The sequence below is a fragment of the Microlunatus endophyticus genome (assembly GCF_014646195.1).
Taxonomy (GTDB): Bacteria; Actinomycetota; Actinomycetes; order Propionibacteriales; family Propionibacteriaceae; genus Microlunatus; species Microlunatus endophyticus.
In genome coordinates this window covers 330,716-346,161 of sequence record NZ_BMMZ01000003.1, presented here as the reverse complement: position 1 = coordinate 346,161, position 15,446 = coordinate 330,716, and the positions used below count along the sequence as shown (strand labels likewise).

General features: G+C 66.6%; 11 protein-coding genes. 3 read left to right on the top strand and 8 right to left on the bottom strand.

Annotated elements, in window-relative coordinates:
* The first annotated feature begins 55 nt into the window (after positions 1-55).
* Positions 56-1,417 carry an amidohydrolase family protein gene (locus IEY07_RS08475; protein ID WP_188894748.1) on the top strand — a complete coding sequence of 454 codons (1,362 nt, stop codon included), beginning with the start codon at positions 56-58 and terminating at the stop codon, positions 1,415-1,417.
* Between the two features lie 333 nt (positions 1,418-1,750).
* On the opposite strand, the gene IEY07_RS08470 is transcribed toward IEY07_RS08475, so the two are convergent.
* The 8 genes from IEY07_RS08470 to IEY07_RS08435 form a co-directional block, all read right to left on the bottom strand.
* On the bottom strand, positions 1,751-5,227 hold the full coding sequence (locus tag IEY07_RS08470; protein ID WP_188894747.1) for a proline dehydrogenase family protein: 3,477 nt from the start codon (positions 5,225-5,227) through the stop codon (positions 1,751-1,753).
* Between the two features lie 170 nt (positions 5,228-5,397).
* Positions 5,398-6,294 (bottom strand): LysR family transcriptional regulator, encoded by an 897-nt coding sequence (locus tag IEY07_RS08465; protein WP_188894746.1) that lies wholly within the window; start codon positions 6,292-6,294, stop codon positions 5,398-5,400.
* A 20-nt stretch (positions 6,295-6,314) separates the two neighbouring features.
* On the bottom strand, positions 6,315-7,316 hold the full coding sequence (locus IEY07_RS08460) for a proline racemase family protein (RefSeq protein ID WP_188894745.1): 1,002 nt from the start codon (positions 7,314-7,316) through the stop codon (positions 6,315-6,317).
* Between the two features lie 2 nt (positions 7,317-7,318).
* Positions 7,319-8,251: a dihydrodipicolinate synthase family protein gene (locus IEY07_RS08455; RefSeq protein WP_188894744.1), complete on the bottom strand. Its 933-nt coding sequence runs from the start codon at positions 8,249-8,251 to the stop codon at positions 7,319-7,321.
* On the bottom strand, positions 8,248-9,711 hold the full coding sequence (locus IEY07_RS08450) for an FAD-dependent oxidoreductase (RefSeq protein WP_188894743.1): 1,464 nt from the start codon (positions 9,709-9,711) through the stop codon (positions 8,248-8,250). The genes IEY07_RS08455 and IEY07_RS08450 overlap by 4 nt, the downstream gene beginning before the upstream one ends.
* The gene (locus IEY07_RS08445) at positions 9,708-9,995 is read right to left on the bottom strand and encodes a (2Fe-2S)-binding protein (RefSeq protein ID WP_188894742.1); all 288 of its coding nucleotides are present in this window, start codon (positions 9,993-9,995) and stop codon (positions 9,708-9,710) included. Before IEY07_RS08445 ends, IEY07_RS08450 begins: the two co-directional genes overlap by 4 nt.
* Complete coding sequence (locus tag IEY07_RS08440) at positions 9,992-11,182, bottom strand: NAD(P)/FAD-dependent oxidoreductase (RefSeq protein WP_188894741.1); 1,191 nt, start codon at positions 11,180-11,182, stop codon at positions 9,992-9,994. The genes IEY07_RS08445 and IEY07_RS08440 overlap by 4 nt, the downstream gene beginning before the upstream one ends.
* A 43-nt stretch (positions 11,183-11,225) precedes the next feature.
* A complete protein-coding gene (locus IEY07_RS08435) occupies positions 11,226-11,897 on the bottom strand; it encodes a GntR family transcriptional regulator (protein ID WP_188894740.1) in 672 nt (223 codons plus the stop codon).
* Positions 11,898-12,186: 289 nt separating this feature from the next.
* On the opposite strand from IEY07_RS08435, the gene IEY07_RS08430 reads away from it, so the two are divergent.
* Together IEY07_RS08430 and IEY07_RS08425 are read left to right on the top strand one after the other, a co-directional pair.
* Positions 12,187-13,905, top strand: a complete 1,719-nt coding sequence (locus IEY07_RS08430; RefSeq protein WP_188894739.1) for a DUF885 domain-containing protein — start codon at positions 12,187-12,189, stop codon at positions 13,903-13,905.
* 64 nt (positions 13,906-13,969) lie between these two features.
* The gene (locus tag IEY07_RS08425) at positions 13,970-15,427 is read left to right on the top strand and encodes an amidohydrolase family protein (RefSeq protein WP_229669858.1); all 1,458 of its coding nucleotides are present in this window, start codon (positions 13,970-13,972) and stop codon (positions 15,425-15,427) included.
* Positions 15,428-15,446: the final 19 nt, after the last annotated feature.

Sequence of the window (15,446 nt, the reverse complement as noted above, 5' to 3'; positions counted from 1 at the left end):
GGATCGTGATCCTACACTAACGTGTGACACATCACACCCATTCTTAGGAGCTTTCATGTCGGAAGTCCTGGCGTTGGAGCACGCCACTCTCATCGATGGAACCGGAGCGGATCCGGTCACTGATGCGACCATCGTTATTGCGGATGGAAAGTTCACCGCGGCCGGTCCCGGAGATTCTGTCGAGGTGCCGGCCGACGCCCAGATTCGTGATGTCACCGGTGCCTACGTGATCCCCGGTCTGATGGATGCGAACATCCATCTGGTGTCGGCCCGGACGCCGGACACCCTGCTCGAGTACGAGGGCCGCTACGACGATCTGGCCTACGAAGCTGCCGAGCTCGCCCTGAAGTACGGGTTGACGACGGTCTTCGACACCTGGGGGCCGGCGGCTCCGCTGATCGCTGCCCGGGACGGGATCAACGCCGGCAAACGGACCGGTTCGCGATTCTTCTGCGCCGGCAACATCATCGGCCTCAACGGGCCGCTGTCCCAGGACTTCTTCAAGTCCGGTCTCACCTTCGAGCCCGCCACCGTGGACCGGATCAACCAGATCTGGGAGGTCGGCTGCGGATCCAACCTGATCCAGCTGACCATCGACGGTATCGGCGAGGCGGTCGCCAAGTACATCGACGACACCGGCGTGGACTTCATCAAGTACGCCGCCTCCGACCACCGCTCCGAGGGCTTCCTGCTCTTCTCCGAGCAGGCCCAGAAGCGGATCGTCGATGTCTGCCACGAGAAGGGACTGCTCGTGCAGGCACATACGACGTCGGTGGAGTCGCTGCGCATGGAGGTTGAAGCGGGCAACGACCTGCTTCAACACCCAGATCACACGGGGAAGACGCCGATCCCGGACAAGCTCATGGCCGAGATCGTCGAGAAGCAGCTGCCCTGTATGACCCTGATGGCGACCGAGCGCTACATGGAGTGGATGAACTCCACCAGGCCCGACCGTGCCAAGGGCAAGCAGATCTCCCAGCAGAACGACAAGACCTTCATCGAGCGGGGTGCGAGGGTGCTGTGCACCACCGACGCGTTCGCCTACGGGCAGCGGGTCAAGAACCACGCAGGCTTCCGGCCGGGGATCCTCGAGGACGTGGTGCCCGACATGCCGACCCAGATCGGCAGCGGCCACTTCCTGTGGATCAAGGCGGCGTGGGAGATGGGGCTAGCTCCGATGGAGGTGCTGCGCTCGTCCAGCGCCTACATCGCGCAGGCTTACGGCAAGGGCGATCTCTACGGCACTGTGACGCCGGGCAAGGCCGCTGATCTGGTCGTCCTGGACGCCGATCCGCTGGCGGCTCCGGAGAACTACCGCAAGATCCGCGACGTCATCAAGGACGGCGTCGTGATCGACCGGTCGGCGCTCGGCGTCAACCGGCTCCTGGCCGACGACCCGGGTGACTACGCCGCCTGATCCGGGCGCCGGCCACCAAGCCCGAAACAACATAACGGCTGCCGCCAGGCTGATGGCGGCAGCCGTTATTGCTGTGTCCGAATAGAGAAAAGATCAAGCTTGTCGTCCATTACGACTCAGGTTTCTGAAAAGCTTGGCTCGGTGGAATTTTACACGCGGTCAACCTTCGAATTCGGCGTCGCTAATTCCCGACCGCGCGAAATCGGACTTTCTCGTCGCGTGGTCTCCCGAGTAACTGTGTCCCGGCTGATCGGGTGCGTATTGATCGACTGTGCGGGCGGCCGAACAGCGCTCGTGGGTTGTCGTGGATTCGACAATGGGCGGCCCCTGGTTCTACCGGATCTCGATATCCGACAGCGGAGAGGAATTCCCGAACCGATGGGCAGTCAGGGAAATGGACTGCTCGAGCAGGAAGGGCAGCAGCTCCAGCCGCCCGGCCTCGGTGACCGCGTCGCCCCAGATGCCCAGCTCCGGCGAGCCTCCGGCAGCAGCGAGCGCAGCACGACCGTCGGCGCCGATCAGCCGTACGCGTCCGGTGACGCGGACCAACTGCTGCTGCCAGTCGTCATCGGACCGGACGCTGATCGGCACCTGCAGCTGCCGGAGCGCGGACGCGACGGTGTCGGGGAGTGCCGTACCGGCAGAGATGTCGATCTTGGCCCCGGACAGGAGACCGGCTGCGATCACCCGCAGCGCTTCCGGTAGGTCGGCAGCCTCGGCGATGCGGATCGTGCACGACGCCGGGCGATAGCGGAAGATGTTCCGCTCGACGCCCAGCCCGGACACGTCACGGGCGGCCCCGAATTCTGCTGTCCACGTCTGCGAATCGCTGTGCAGCGCCCGCTCGAACCACGCGCGGTCCGCGGGCCGGTCGCCCAGTGCCTCGCGCGCCGCAGCCACGAACGGCCTCAGACGCTCGTCCGTGACCAGCGGGTGCACGTCAGCGGCGACCGGAGCGACCGGAGCAGCATCGCCGTCCGCCCGCACCCACCTGCCCAATCGCACCAGGTAGTTGGGGCCGCCGGCCTTGGCGCCGGTCCCGACCGACGAGCGCTTCCAGCCCCCGAACGGCTGCCGGCGGATGATCGCGCCGGTGATGCCACGGTTGATGTAGAGATTGCCGGCCTGGACCCGGTCCAGCCAGGTCTGCACCTCCGCCTCGTCGAGTGAGTGCAGACCCGCGGTGAGCCCGTACGCGACGGCGTTCTGCAGTTCGATCGCCTCGTCCAGGCTGCCTGCGGTCATGATGCCCAGCACCGGTCCGAAGTATTCGGTCACATGGGTGGGCGAGCCGGGACGTACTCCGGCTCGGACACCGGGGGACCACAGCCGGCCGGAGTCGTCCCGTCGCTCGGGCTTGATCAGCCACTGCTCGCCCTCGTCCAGTCGGGTCAGCCCCTGCAGCAGTTTCCCCTCGGCGGGCGTGATCAACGGCCCCATCCGGTTTGCCGGATCATCCGGATAGCCGACCCGCATCGAGGTGACGGCGTCGAGAAGCTGATCATGGAATCGGCGGGAGTCGGCCACACTGCCGACGAGGATCGCCAGGCTGGCAGCAGAACACTTCTGTCCGGCGTGGCTGAAGGCGCTGTTCACGATGTCGGCGACCGCAAGATCGATGTCGGCGCTCGGGGTGACGATGATCGCGTTCTTGCCGCTGGTCTCGGCGACCAGGGGCAGGTCCGGACGGAAGCTGCGGAACAGCTCCGCGGTCTCGTACGACCCGGTCAGAATCACCCGATCGACCCGCGGATCGGTGATGAGGCTCTTGCCCAGCTCGCCCTCTTCGATGTCGGCCAGCGCGAGGACGTCGCGCGGAACGCCCGCATCCCACAGGGCCTGCGCGAGCAACGCGCCACACCGGCGGGACTGCGGTGCCGGCTTGAGTACCGCGGCCGATCCGGTGGCCAGCGCTGCTGCGGTGGTACCGAACGGGATCGCAACCGGGAAGTTCCAGGGCGGCGTCACCATGGTGATGCGGTCCGGGACGAAGCGTGCACCCGCCACAGCAGCCAGCTCCCTGCAGAGCTCGGCGTAGTAGTGCGCCATGTCGACTGCTTCACTGACCTCGGGGTCGGACTCGGAGATCGTCTTGCCGGTCTCGGAAGCCATCACCTCGATCAACTCGTCCCGCCGGGACTCGAGAATCTGCCCGGTCCTGGCCAACACCGCGGCGCGCTCGGCGGGCGGCAGTGCCGCCCATCCGGTCGCGCCGGACGCGAGCGTGCCGAGAAGATCATCGAGTTGGTCCTGGGTGGTGATCTTCGCCGCATTGATCAGGTCCTGGCCCTTGTCGGACTTCTTGATCTTCGCGATGGCGGTTGCGGCCCAGTCCCGGTTGGCCGGCAGCGACGGGTCGGTGTCCGGTGTGTTCGCGAAGCCGGCGGACGCCCCGGCGGAGATTGCTTCGCTCTCCCGCTCGCGGTTGCGGTCCTGAGTACGGTTGCGCGCAGGGATCGTAGTGTCGATCAACTCGAGGGAGTCGAGGAAGCGCCGGTACTCCCGCTCGAACAGGGACTTGTCGGAGTTGAGCTCGTAGACCGCCGACATGAAGTTCTCGCTCGATGCACCCTCCTCGAGCCGGCGGACGAGGTAGGCGATGGCGACGTCGAATTCACGCGGGTCGACCACGGGGGTGTAGAGCCGGAGACCACCGACCGTCCGGCGCACCGCCGCGGCCTGCGGCGTGGCCATCCCGAGCAGCATCTCGTACTCGATCGAATCCGTGACGCCCCGCTTGGTGGCGAGCAGCCAGGTGTAGGCGATGTCGAAGAGGTTGTGACCGGCGATGCCGATCCGGACGGCGTCCAGGCGGCCCGGATCCAGGGCAGCACCCATGATGCGCAGGTAGTTGGCATCCGTTTCGGCCTTGCTGCCGAAGGTGGCCAGGGGCCAACCGTGGAGCGCGGAGTCGACGCGTTCCATCGCCAGGTTCGCGCCCTTGACGACGCGGACCTTGATCGGCGCACCGCCTCGGCGGCGTCGTTCGGTCGCCCACTCCGTCAGCCGGTCGAGCGCGGGCAGGGCGTCGGGAAGGTAAGCCTGTAAGACGATCCCGGCTTGGTAGGTGTGCAAGGACGGCTGGTCGAGCAGTTTCTGGAAGACCGCGATGGTCAGGTCGAGATCGCGATACTCCTCCATGTCGAGATTGATGAAGGTCGCAGGATCGGACTGTGCAGCAGCCTCGTACACGGGCGTCAGCCGGGCGACGATCTGCTCGACGGTCTCGTCGAAGGACCACAGGGTGATCTGACTGACGACGCTGGACACCTTGATCGACACGTAGTCGACATCCTTGCGGGCAAGGAGTTTCCGGGTGCCTTCGAGCCGCCGATCGGCCTCGCGGTCGCCGAGCACGGCCTCACCGAGCAGGTTGAGATTGAGCCGTTCGCCACCCGAGCGGAGTTTGCCGATCGCCTTGCCGAGCTGGCTGGGCCGGGCATCGAGAATCAGGTGGCCGACCATCCGGCGCAGCGCCCGGCGGGCGATCGGAACGACCACACCGGGCAGCAGCGGTCCGACGAGGCCGCCGATTGTGATTCCGAGCCGCATCCAGACAGGCAGGAACCGGGGCGCGATCCCCGACAGGCTGCGCAGCCCGTGCGCCGCGACGCCTGGATCCTCGGGCCGTACCACGCTGTCGACGAAGCGCACCGTGAAGTCGAGGCCGTTCTCCTCCCTGAGGACCCCGGCCAGGCGCTTGGCGACCGCATCCGGCGGATATTGCTCGGCAGCGGCGACCCACTCGCCGGCGAGCGCACGAACCTCCTCCGCATCCACTTCGGTCGAGGTCGGTGCAGGAATACCCATCCAATGCCTCTTTCAGCTCGTGGACGCAGCACAAGGGGTGCAGCACAAGGTCCGGGCCCGGCCGGCTCGGATGGACATCAGTATTGCTTCGGTTTGGCCGCATGGATAGCGCGGAAAAGCCCCGGTTACCAATCGGCGAAACCGAATGGTCTCAGTCGGTTCCGGCAGTCCTAGTCCCCGGCGTCCAGCTGTGCGATGGCTCTGCGAAGGGCCTCCCGGCAGGCGACCAGCGCAGGGGTGTTGACCGAGGTCTTGCGCGCGGTCGTGAACACCCGTCGCTCAGGGTTGTCCGCGAGATTGAGCTGGGTCACGCCTTCAGCCCTGCTGCCGAGGAAGAGACCGGGCAGGATGCCGCAGGCGAGACCGCTCTGGATCAGCAGCCGATGGGCGCCGAGATCATCGGTCTGGTAGCGAACGTCCGGCTCGAAGCCTGCGGCTCGGCACTGCTGGACCGCCCAGTCCCGGGCGGCGGTGCCGAGTGGTTCCATCACCCAGACGGCATCCCTGAGCTCCGCCAGCGAGGAGGCCGGCGAACCGGCGGGCACGGCGACCCGCATCGGGTCGTCGCACAGCGGCTCGTAGTCGAAGTCGGGCTGCAGGTGGCGGGTCCGACCCGGATACTGCTCGGCGACGACAAGATCGAACCGTCGGCCGGCGAGTTCGAACAGCGCCTGCTCGGGCGGCAGCTGGAACAATTCGACCCGTAACCGCGGATGATCTTGTTCGAGCACGGCCAGTGCCATCGGGATCACGGTGTGGATGGTGGACTGCAGCGCAGACAGCCGGATCGTCCCGGTCACCTGGGCGGACCCGTCGCGAAGCTCGTCCTGGATCTGGTCCTGAAGTGCCAGGAGCTCTGCGGCCCGGTCGGCCAGCTGCTCGCCCGCAGGCGTGAGCTGCAACCGCCTGCCGACCGGGACGAACAGCCGTATGCCGGCCTCCCGCTCGAGGATCGCCAGCTGCTGCGACACCGTCGACGGACTGTACGACAGCGCCTCGGCAACGGCGGCGACCGTTCCGCGCAGACGGAATTCGTGGAGCAGCAGCAGACGATGCAGGTTGAGCACGGTGATCGCTCCTTCGCCGGCTAGAAGACGAACCCGCTGGGGAAAGGATCGCTCGGGTCGAGCAGGAACTGGCTCAGGGCGCTGACCCAAGCTCGCCCGGTGATCGTGGGGACGACCGCCGGCCGCTCACCGACGGTGGTCTGGTTGATCAACCGGCCGATGAAGTGGCCGCCGATGAAGGACTCGTTGTCGAAGTCGGTGTCCAGCGGCAACTGACCACGGGCCCAGAGCTCGGCCATCCGTGCCGATGTGCCGGTGCCACACGGGGACCGGTCGAACCAGCCGGGATGGATCACCATCGCATGGCGCGAGTGCCGCGCGTTCGAGCCGGGCGCGATGAACTCGACGTGGTGGCAGTGATCAACACCTTCGATCTCGGGATGCTTCGGCGGATCGGTGCCGTTGATCGCGTCCATGATCGCCAGTCCGGCGCTGAGGATCTCGGTCTGCCGGCTGCGGTCGAAGGGCAGACCGACATCATCCAGGTCGACCATCGCGTAGTAGTTGCCGCCGAAGGCCAGCGAGTAGCCCACAGTGCCGTAGCCGGGCACATCGATCGTGGCGTCCAAGCGTTCGGCGAAGGCCGGGACGTTCTCGATCGTGACCGAGTCGGCATGCCCGTCGCTGACCGCCACTGTCGCGATCACCAGCCCGGCCGGAGTGTCCAACCGGATCGTGGTCGTCGGCTCGGTGACCTCGACCATGCCGGCCTCGACCAGCGCGGTCGCGACGCCGATCGTGCCGTGGCCGCACATCGGAAGACAGCCCGATACTTCGATGTAGACGACACCCCAGTCGGCGTCCGGTCGGGTGGAGGGCTGCAGGATCGCACCGCTCATCGCGCCGTGTCCCCGCGGTTCGTCCATCAGGAAGTGCCGCAGATGATCAAGGTGCTCGATGAAATACAGCCGGCGCTCATTGGCCGTCGTACCGGGAATGGTGCCGATGCCTCCGGTCACCACCCGGGTCGGCATCCCTTCGGTGTGGGTGTCGATCGTCTGGATGATCTTGGAAGAGCGCATGATCAGTTGGGCTTCAGGTCGGTCGGTGTGCGCTCGGACAGGACCTTGATCGCGTGCTCCATCTCGGAACGGATCTGGGCCTCGTGTTCGGCGGTCAACGGCCCGCGCGGCGGACGGCACGGTCCGCCGTAGCGGCCGACCATGTCCATCCCGAGCTTGATCGCCTGGACGAACTCGGTCCGGGAATCCCATCGGAAGACGGGCACCAGATGCCGGTAGAGCTCACGCGCCTCGTCGATCCGGCTGGCGCGTACGAGGTTGTAGAGCTCAACCGACTCGGACGGGAAAGCATTCGGGAAACCGGCGAACCAGCCGACCGCACCGTCGACGAGCAGCTCGAAGAGCAGGTCGTCGGCGCCGGCGATCACGTCGATGTCGCAGAGTTCGGAGATCTCGAACGGGCGGCGTACGTCTCCGGAGAATTCCTTGATCGCGACGACATTGTCGATGGTTGCGATCTCGGCGACCAGCTCCGGGGTCAGGTCGACCTTGGTGTCGATCGGGTTGTTGTAGATCATCACCGGGAGGCCGACCGACGCGACCTCGGCGAAGTGGTCGACAACCTGCGACGGTGTGGCCCGATACATCGTCGGCGGCAGGCACAACACGGCATCCGCGCCGTCCTCGCCGGCAAGTTCGGCCCAGTGCCTGGCCAGATGGGACCCCGGCGCGTGAACGCCGGCGATCACGATGCCGTGGCCGGACGCCGCGGCGACGGCGGTCTTCACGACCTGCCGGCGCTCGTCATCGGTCAGCGACGAGTATTCGCCCAGTGAACCGTTCGGTCCCACGCCGCGGCATCCGTTGGTGATCAACCAGTCGCAGTGCTCGGCATAGCGATCATGATCAACGGCGAGGCCGGCGGGCGCCGAGGCATCCTCGCGATACGGCAGGGCGGTCGCGACGACCACGCCTCCAAGATCAGGTTTGTTCATCGGTCCTCTTCCTGCGTGTCCATCTGCTCATGGGTTCCCACAACGCGGGCCTGGGCTGTCAGTTCCGAGAAGCGCACCGGCGAGGCGATCGGTCGCCTGTCGATGATCACTCCGTCCGATCGTTGATCGGCGCCACCGTCGGTGCTCGCCAAGTCCGTCATCAGTTCCTCGACGGTGCGGCCGCAGATCCGACCCTGGCACGGCCCGAGTCCTGCACGAGTCGTCAACTTCGCCGGCCGGAGTCCGGTCGTCCGGGTTGCGATCAGGGTGGAGCGAAGTGCTCCGTAGCTGGTTTCCTCACAGCGGCAGATCACCGTGTCGTCGGTCAGCCAGGATGTCCAGCCGGGCCCGATCCGGTGGGCGTCGCGAATGGCGCCGGTCAGTCGACGGAGCAGCCGGCGGCGGCGTACAGCCGGTCGCAGCTGAGTGTCAGTGATGGCCCCACCGGCGGCGACGTGACCGGCGATCCGACCCTCCGCCAGGGCAACGTCGGAGCCGCCGATCCCGGTCGGCTCTCCCGCGCAGAACACATTCGGCACGCTGGTGCGCTGTGCTGCGTCGACGGCGACGAACCGGTCCGCGCCGAGGGCACATCCCGCAGCGATCGCGAGTTCGAGTCGAGGGGTGAATCCGTGGCTGACGCAGACGGCATCCACGTCCAGGTATTCGGCTGTTCCGGGTACGGGTCTCCAGTCGCTGTCGATCCTGCTGACGGTGATACCGCGGACACTGTCGTTCCCGTGGGCACGGGTCACCGCGAGACCGGTGCGGTAAGGGATCCGGTGCCGGGCAAGGTAGGTGGCGTAGCCGGCCAGCTCAGGCGCTTTCGCCGCTAGCCATGGACTCTGCGGCAGCCAGCCGGACACGACCTGGCGGCGACTGCTCGCCTCGAGTACTCCGATCACCCGGGCGCCCACGGCCGCCAGTGATGCCGCCACCGGGAGCAGGAAGGGTCCGGCACCGGCGACAACGACCCGTTGACCGACCGCGATGCCTTCCGCCTTCGCCATCGCCTGGGCGGCGCCGCCGGTGACGACCCCGGGCAGATCCCAGCCGGGGAACGGCAGGGTCCGATCATGAGCGCCGGTTGCGATGATCAACGCGTGTCCGCGAACGGTGATCATCTCCCTAGATGGACCGTCGGCCGAGCCCACGGCGGCCTGCACCCCGAACGCGGCATCCCCCTGGCCATGATCGTGATCGATGGCCCACGCCTGTGCTGACGTGATCACGGTTGCGGACGGGTCGGAGCCAACCCGGTCGGCCATTGCGACGAAGGCGTTCCAGTTGTGCTGAAGGCTGGTGTCGGTTGCTGATCTATCGGTCGGATGTCGCCAGAACTGGCCGCCCAGCCGGGGTGCGGATTCCAGCAGGACCACTGCGGCGCCGCGGTCAAGAGCTGCGTCGGCGGCTGCCAGCCCGGCCGGTCCGCCCCCGATCACCACGACTGTCTGCCTCATCGGGACTTCTCCGTACGCCGCAAGGGGAGCGTCTCGTCCTGGGTCTCGACCACATCGCCTTCGGTCGCCGGGCGCTGGCAGGCACGGATGTCACGGACGCCGTTGACGGTCACCAGGCAGTCGAAACAGACGCCGATGCCACAGAACAGCCCCCTCGGTAGCCGCCCTGCAGCGGTGGTCCGCCAGCTCCGGCGGCCGGACGCGAGGAGTGCCCCGGCGATGGATTGGCCGCGGCGGGCGGTCAGTCGCTCGCCGTTGAAGATCAACTGCAGTTCGTCGGTCACGCGGGCACCTCCACCGTGTCCGGGCGGGGGAGCCGGGCGGGGGCGTACGGCCGGGGATCGACAGGTGACGTACTGCCCGTGATCAAGCTCGTGATCAGATCGCCGGTTCCCAGCGACAGGCTGATCCCGGCACCCTCGTGGCCGGTGGCGTGCCACAGCCCCGAGACGAGTGGATCGGGACCGATCACCGGAAGATGATCGGGCATGAAGGGGCGCAGTCCGCCGTAGACCCGCATCACCGATGCGTCGGCCAGGAACGGGAAGATCGTGATGGCCTTCCGCGCGATCTCCCGTACCGCGTGCAGGTCGAGTGATTGGTCGAAGCCCGACTGTCGTCGCGACGACCCGACCAGGACCGTTCCGGCTGCCGTGGATTCGATCACACTCGAGGTCTGCAAGCCATGATCATCGGAGACGACGGCACCGACGTAGTCGGCGTCGTACACCTTGTGGAAGATCTTGTGCGGCATCCGCGTGGTGACCAGCAGGACACCGCGTCGCGGACGCACCGGAAGCCAGCTGCCGAGGGTCTCGGCGACCTGCGCCGACCAGGGGCCACAGGCGATGATCACCTGGGAGGCGGGATACTCGTCCCGGTCGGTCCGGACGCCGGTGATCGTAGGGCCCGGTCCGCGCAGTGCGCCGACGACCTGCTCGCCGAAGATCGTCGCGGCGCCCAGGGTGCGGGCAGCGGCCAGAAGCGCCTCGGTCGCGATCACCGGCTGCACCTGCGCGTCCTGGGGATAGTGCACAGCAGCGGTGACCTCGGGATTGAGGTGTGGTTCCAGGGCCAGTGCGCCGTCATGATCAAGTTCGATCGCGGTCACCCCTGCCGGCCGCTGGGTGCCGGCGAAGGCCAGCAGTGACTCGGCACCCGCCTCGGTGGTCGCGACCACCACACCGCCTTTGAGCTCGTATTCGAGCTCCGGGAAGCCGGTCGGCAGGTACTCGGCAAGCTCCTGCTCGATCCGGTCCCAGCGGGTGAGTGAGTACTGTGCGAGCACCAGTTCTGCGCCCGGGCCGCGGTCGGACACCAGGATGTTGCCTTCTCCCTGTCCGCTGGTGCCGGACGCAGCTGCCTTGGCCTCTATCACCGTCACGACGAAACCGGCGCGGCTCAGGGCGTAGGCGCAAGCAGCACCGACGATCCCGGCACCGACGACGATCACGTCCGATGGCCGGGGCATCAGCGGGCTCGGATTAGTAATATGTCACACATTGTCGAGAACCCTAGCCTTCGTCCGCACCGGACCACCACCCGGTCACGTGACCGATGTGACGGTGCATGAGTCTGCGTACCCCGTCGGCATCATGAGCCTCGAGCAGGTCGACGATCTCGTGGTGCTCGTGCGCCGAAGCTTCCAGCCGGTCGGTGTGGAGCAGGCTCTTGAGTCCGCCCAGCCGGGTGCGCTCCCGGAGGTCGGCCACGATCTCCACCAGGTAAGGATTGTCGAGGTAGCCCAGCAACAGCAGATGGAACGTCCGGTCGGCCTCGAGATAGGCGGCCAGGTCCTCGTTCACCGCCCCGGCGACAATCTGGGCGGCATGTACCCGTGCGGCGGCTGCCATCTGGATCGTGAACTGCGGGGCCAGGAGTGCCAGCGCGGCCGGCTCGAGCAGTTGCCGGACTCCTGCGAGGCGCTCCAGTGACCCGGAGTCGATCTCGGTGACACGGAATCCCTTGTTGCGTACTGCCGTCACCAAGCCGCGCTTCTCCAGATTGAGCATCGCCTCGCGGACGGGTGTCGCCGACACGTCGAAACGGGCTGCCAGTGCGGGCGCGGAGAAGAGCTCACCGGGTGCCATCTCACCGGAGATGATGGCCGCGCCGATCGCCTTCTCCACGCGTTCGCGCAGACTGCTGGACTTCACCAGTCGAGTGATCCCTGACTCAGCGGCCATTCTCGTTGTCCCATCGATCCTGCCGTTCCCGGCACCGAATTTCCGCCTGGCAGCTCTACGGCGGCATCCCAGGGTAATGGCCTGTTGGCTGCGTCTCAGGATATCGGCGGCGTAGTGCTAACGCCTGCCGAAGACGACAAGATCGACGTCGCCCTGCTCAGGGACGGACGGGCCCGATCCACCCCCGGCCGGGCCGGCGAGCTGTGGCGGCCGGGATGGGCTTGTGGGAGTATGCAATATCACATGTCACTCAGCTCGGGTCGTGTGAACCACGCCCGGATCAGAAGGGATGCCTGTGGGGACCCCCGATACGTCGTATCAGATCTTTGCCCGGATTGCCGCCGACGAGTGGGCCTGGCGGCGACTCGAGTTTCCCGAGCGGCTGCTCGACGAGCCGCTCGTGCCACGGCTTCGCGATGTCAGTCTCGAGGCCGAGGAGCGGAGGGCCGAACGCTGGCGGCAGGTCGATGATCAACTCCAGGCGATCGACCGATCGACCCTCGACGCGGGGCAGGCCCAGGACTTCGACGTTTACCAGTACCAGATCAAGACGCTGATCGGACGCCAGAACTTTCGGATGTTCGAGCGTCCCGCCAATGCCGACTCCGGCTTCTGGATGGACCTGACCAGTCAGTCACGACGCCATCTCGGCACAGCCGACCAGGCACGGGACTACCGGGAGTGGCTGGGCGACATCCCGCGGTTCATCGACCAGAACATCGCGAACATGCGGGCCGGCATCGATCGCGGCTTCGCCCCCGCGCAGGTGTCCATGATCGGCAGAGAGGCGACCATCCGGTCGGTCGCGGAGGATGCCGCGCCCGAGCAGACAGCGTTCTTTCAGCCACTGACCACGCTGCCGGCCACCGTGACCGACCATGATCGATTGATCGCCGACGCGCGGGCCGTGATCGCCGACCAGGTGCTGCCGGCGTACCGGAAGCTGCTGGATTTCTTCACCTGTGAGTATTTCCCGGCCCTACCGACCGACATCGCAGCCGTCAAGGGGCCGGGTGGCGAGGAGTTCTACGCCTGCCAACTGCGTGAATACGCCACGACGCACCTGACCGCGGAGCAGATCCACCAGATCGGACTTGAACAGGTGGCGTCGCTGCGGGCGGAGATGGCCGACGTGGCCGCGACGGTCGGGTTTGCCGACGCCGACGCGATGCTCGCCTTCATGCGGACCGACCCGAAGTTCTATGCCACAACGCCGACCCAACTGCTGCAGTTCGCTGCCTGGCAGGCGAAGAAGTTCGACGCGATCGCGCATCACTACTTCGGCCGGCTGCCGCGGATGCGCTTCGGGATCGAGGAGCCGGATCCTGATCTTGCTCCCTTCTACACCTTCGGGCGTGGAGGGCCGCATCGCTACGTCCTCAACACCTACAACCTCACCGCCCGGCCGCTCTACTCGATCCCGGCGTTGACACTGCACGAGGCCGCTCCCGGGCACGCGTTCCAGATGCCGTTCGCACTCGAGCAGACCCAGCACCCGGCGTACCGGCAGAAGGTCTACATCTCCGCCTACGGGGAGGGATGGGGGCTCTACTGTGAACGACTCGGCGTCGAGATGGGGATGTATGAGACACCGTTCGAGCTGATGGGCATGCTCAGTTACCAGATGTGGCGGGCCGTACGGCTGGTGATCGACCCCGGCATGCATGCCCTGGGTTGGACCCGGAAGCAGGCCCAGGACTTCCTCCGGGACAACACGGCGATCGGTGATCATGAAATCGTCACCGAGGTCGACCGCTACATCGCCTGGCCCGGGCAGGCGACGGCGTACTACCTCGGGATGCTCAAGATCACCGAAGCCCGCCGTCGCGCCGAGCAATCGCTCGGGACTCGGTTCGACATCCGGAGTTTTCATGATCAGATTCTGTCTCTGGGCAGCGTCCCGCTGCCGGTGATCGACACCGCGATCGACAGTTTCATCGCCGGCGGAGGCGCATCGCCATTCGCGGACAGCCTTCAGGAAGGGCAGATTGATGTCGCAGACCTCTGACGAACACGCAGCAACGGACCGCACGGTCGGAGACGGGCCCTACTCGCGCCTGATCCTGCGGAATGTGACCATCGTTGATGGCACCCTTGCCCCGCCGCAGGGGCCGGTCGACATTGTCGTCGAGGGCAACCGGATCCAGGCGCTGTATCTGGTCAACAGTCCGATGGCGAGGATGCAGGCACGTACGCGCCCGGAAGCAGGGCCGGACGGGCGGGAGATCGATCTGACCGGACACTGGGTGTTGCCCGGCCTCTTCGACTGTCACGGCCACATCGCTTCGGCCAACAAGGCGCCATCGGTGCAATATCCGTACGATCTCTGGCTTGCCCACGGTGTCACCAGTGTCAGGGACCCGGGCTGCTTCCGCAACGGCCTCGACTTCACCCGGCGCGAGGCCGATCGCAGCGCGGACAACAGCATCGCGGCACCGCGGATCGCACCGTATGTCGGCTTCGGCGAGGGGCGTGACGAGCCGTTCCGAGAGCCGGATGAGGCCAGAGCCTGGGTGGCTTCGGCCGCCGAGCGTGGTGCAGACGGGATCAAGTTCTTCGGGTACGAGCCGGTGATCTTCAAGGCCGCGATCGAGGAGGCGAACAAGCTCGGGCTCGGCACGGCCTGTCACCACGCACCGATCACCCTGGGCGGGGCGAATGCCCTCACGACATCGCGCTGGGGACTGACCAGTATCGAGCACTGGTACGGGATCCCGGAGGCGATGTTCTCCGGGCAGCGGGTGCAGAACTATCCGGTCGACTACAACTACGAGGACGAGCAGCAGCGCTTCTACCAGTCCGGTCAGGTCTGGCAGCAGGCCGCCGAGCCCGGTTCGGCACCGTGGAACCAGTTGATCGACGATCTCCTCGAGGCGGGCGCGACACTCTGCCCGACCTTCGAGGTGTACGCCACCTGCCGGGATGTCGAGAAGGCACGCACATCGGCCTGGCACTCCGACTACACCGCGCCCCAGATGTGGGACTTCTGGAGACCGAATCCACACAACCACGGTTCGGTCTTCTACGACTGGACGACCGAGATGGAGGTCGCCTGGCGGCACAACTTCGAACGCTGGATGGCGTTCGTGAGCGACTACTACCACCGCGGCGGTCGCGTCGTCACCGGCACCGACCCGGGGAACGCGTACAAGCTCTGGGGTTTCGGCAGTGTGGAGGAGTTGGAGCTCTTCCGTGAAGCCGGTTTGCATCCGCTCGAGGTGATCAACGCGGCGACTCTGCAGTCGGCTGAGCTGCTCGGTGTCGGCGCTGACCTCGGCAGCATCACGCCCGGCAAGATCGCCGACCTCGTCGTGGTCGGGGAGAATCCGCTGGCCAACCTCAAGGTGCTGTACGCCAACGGCCGCGTGCGACTCCGTGAGGGCGGTGAACTCGACCGCTCTGGCGGCGTCCGCTACACGATCAAGGATGGGATCGTCTACGACGCACCGCAACTGCTGGCCCGCGTCGCCGACCAGGTCGCCGAAGCCCGGGCCAAGGCCGGACAGACCGCGCTCGAGCCGCTCGGCTGAATGCCGGGGCGGTGGCCGC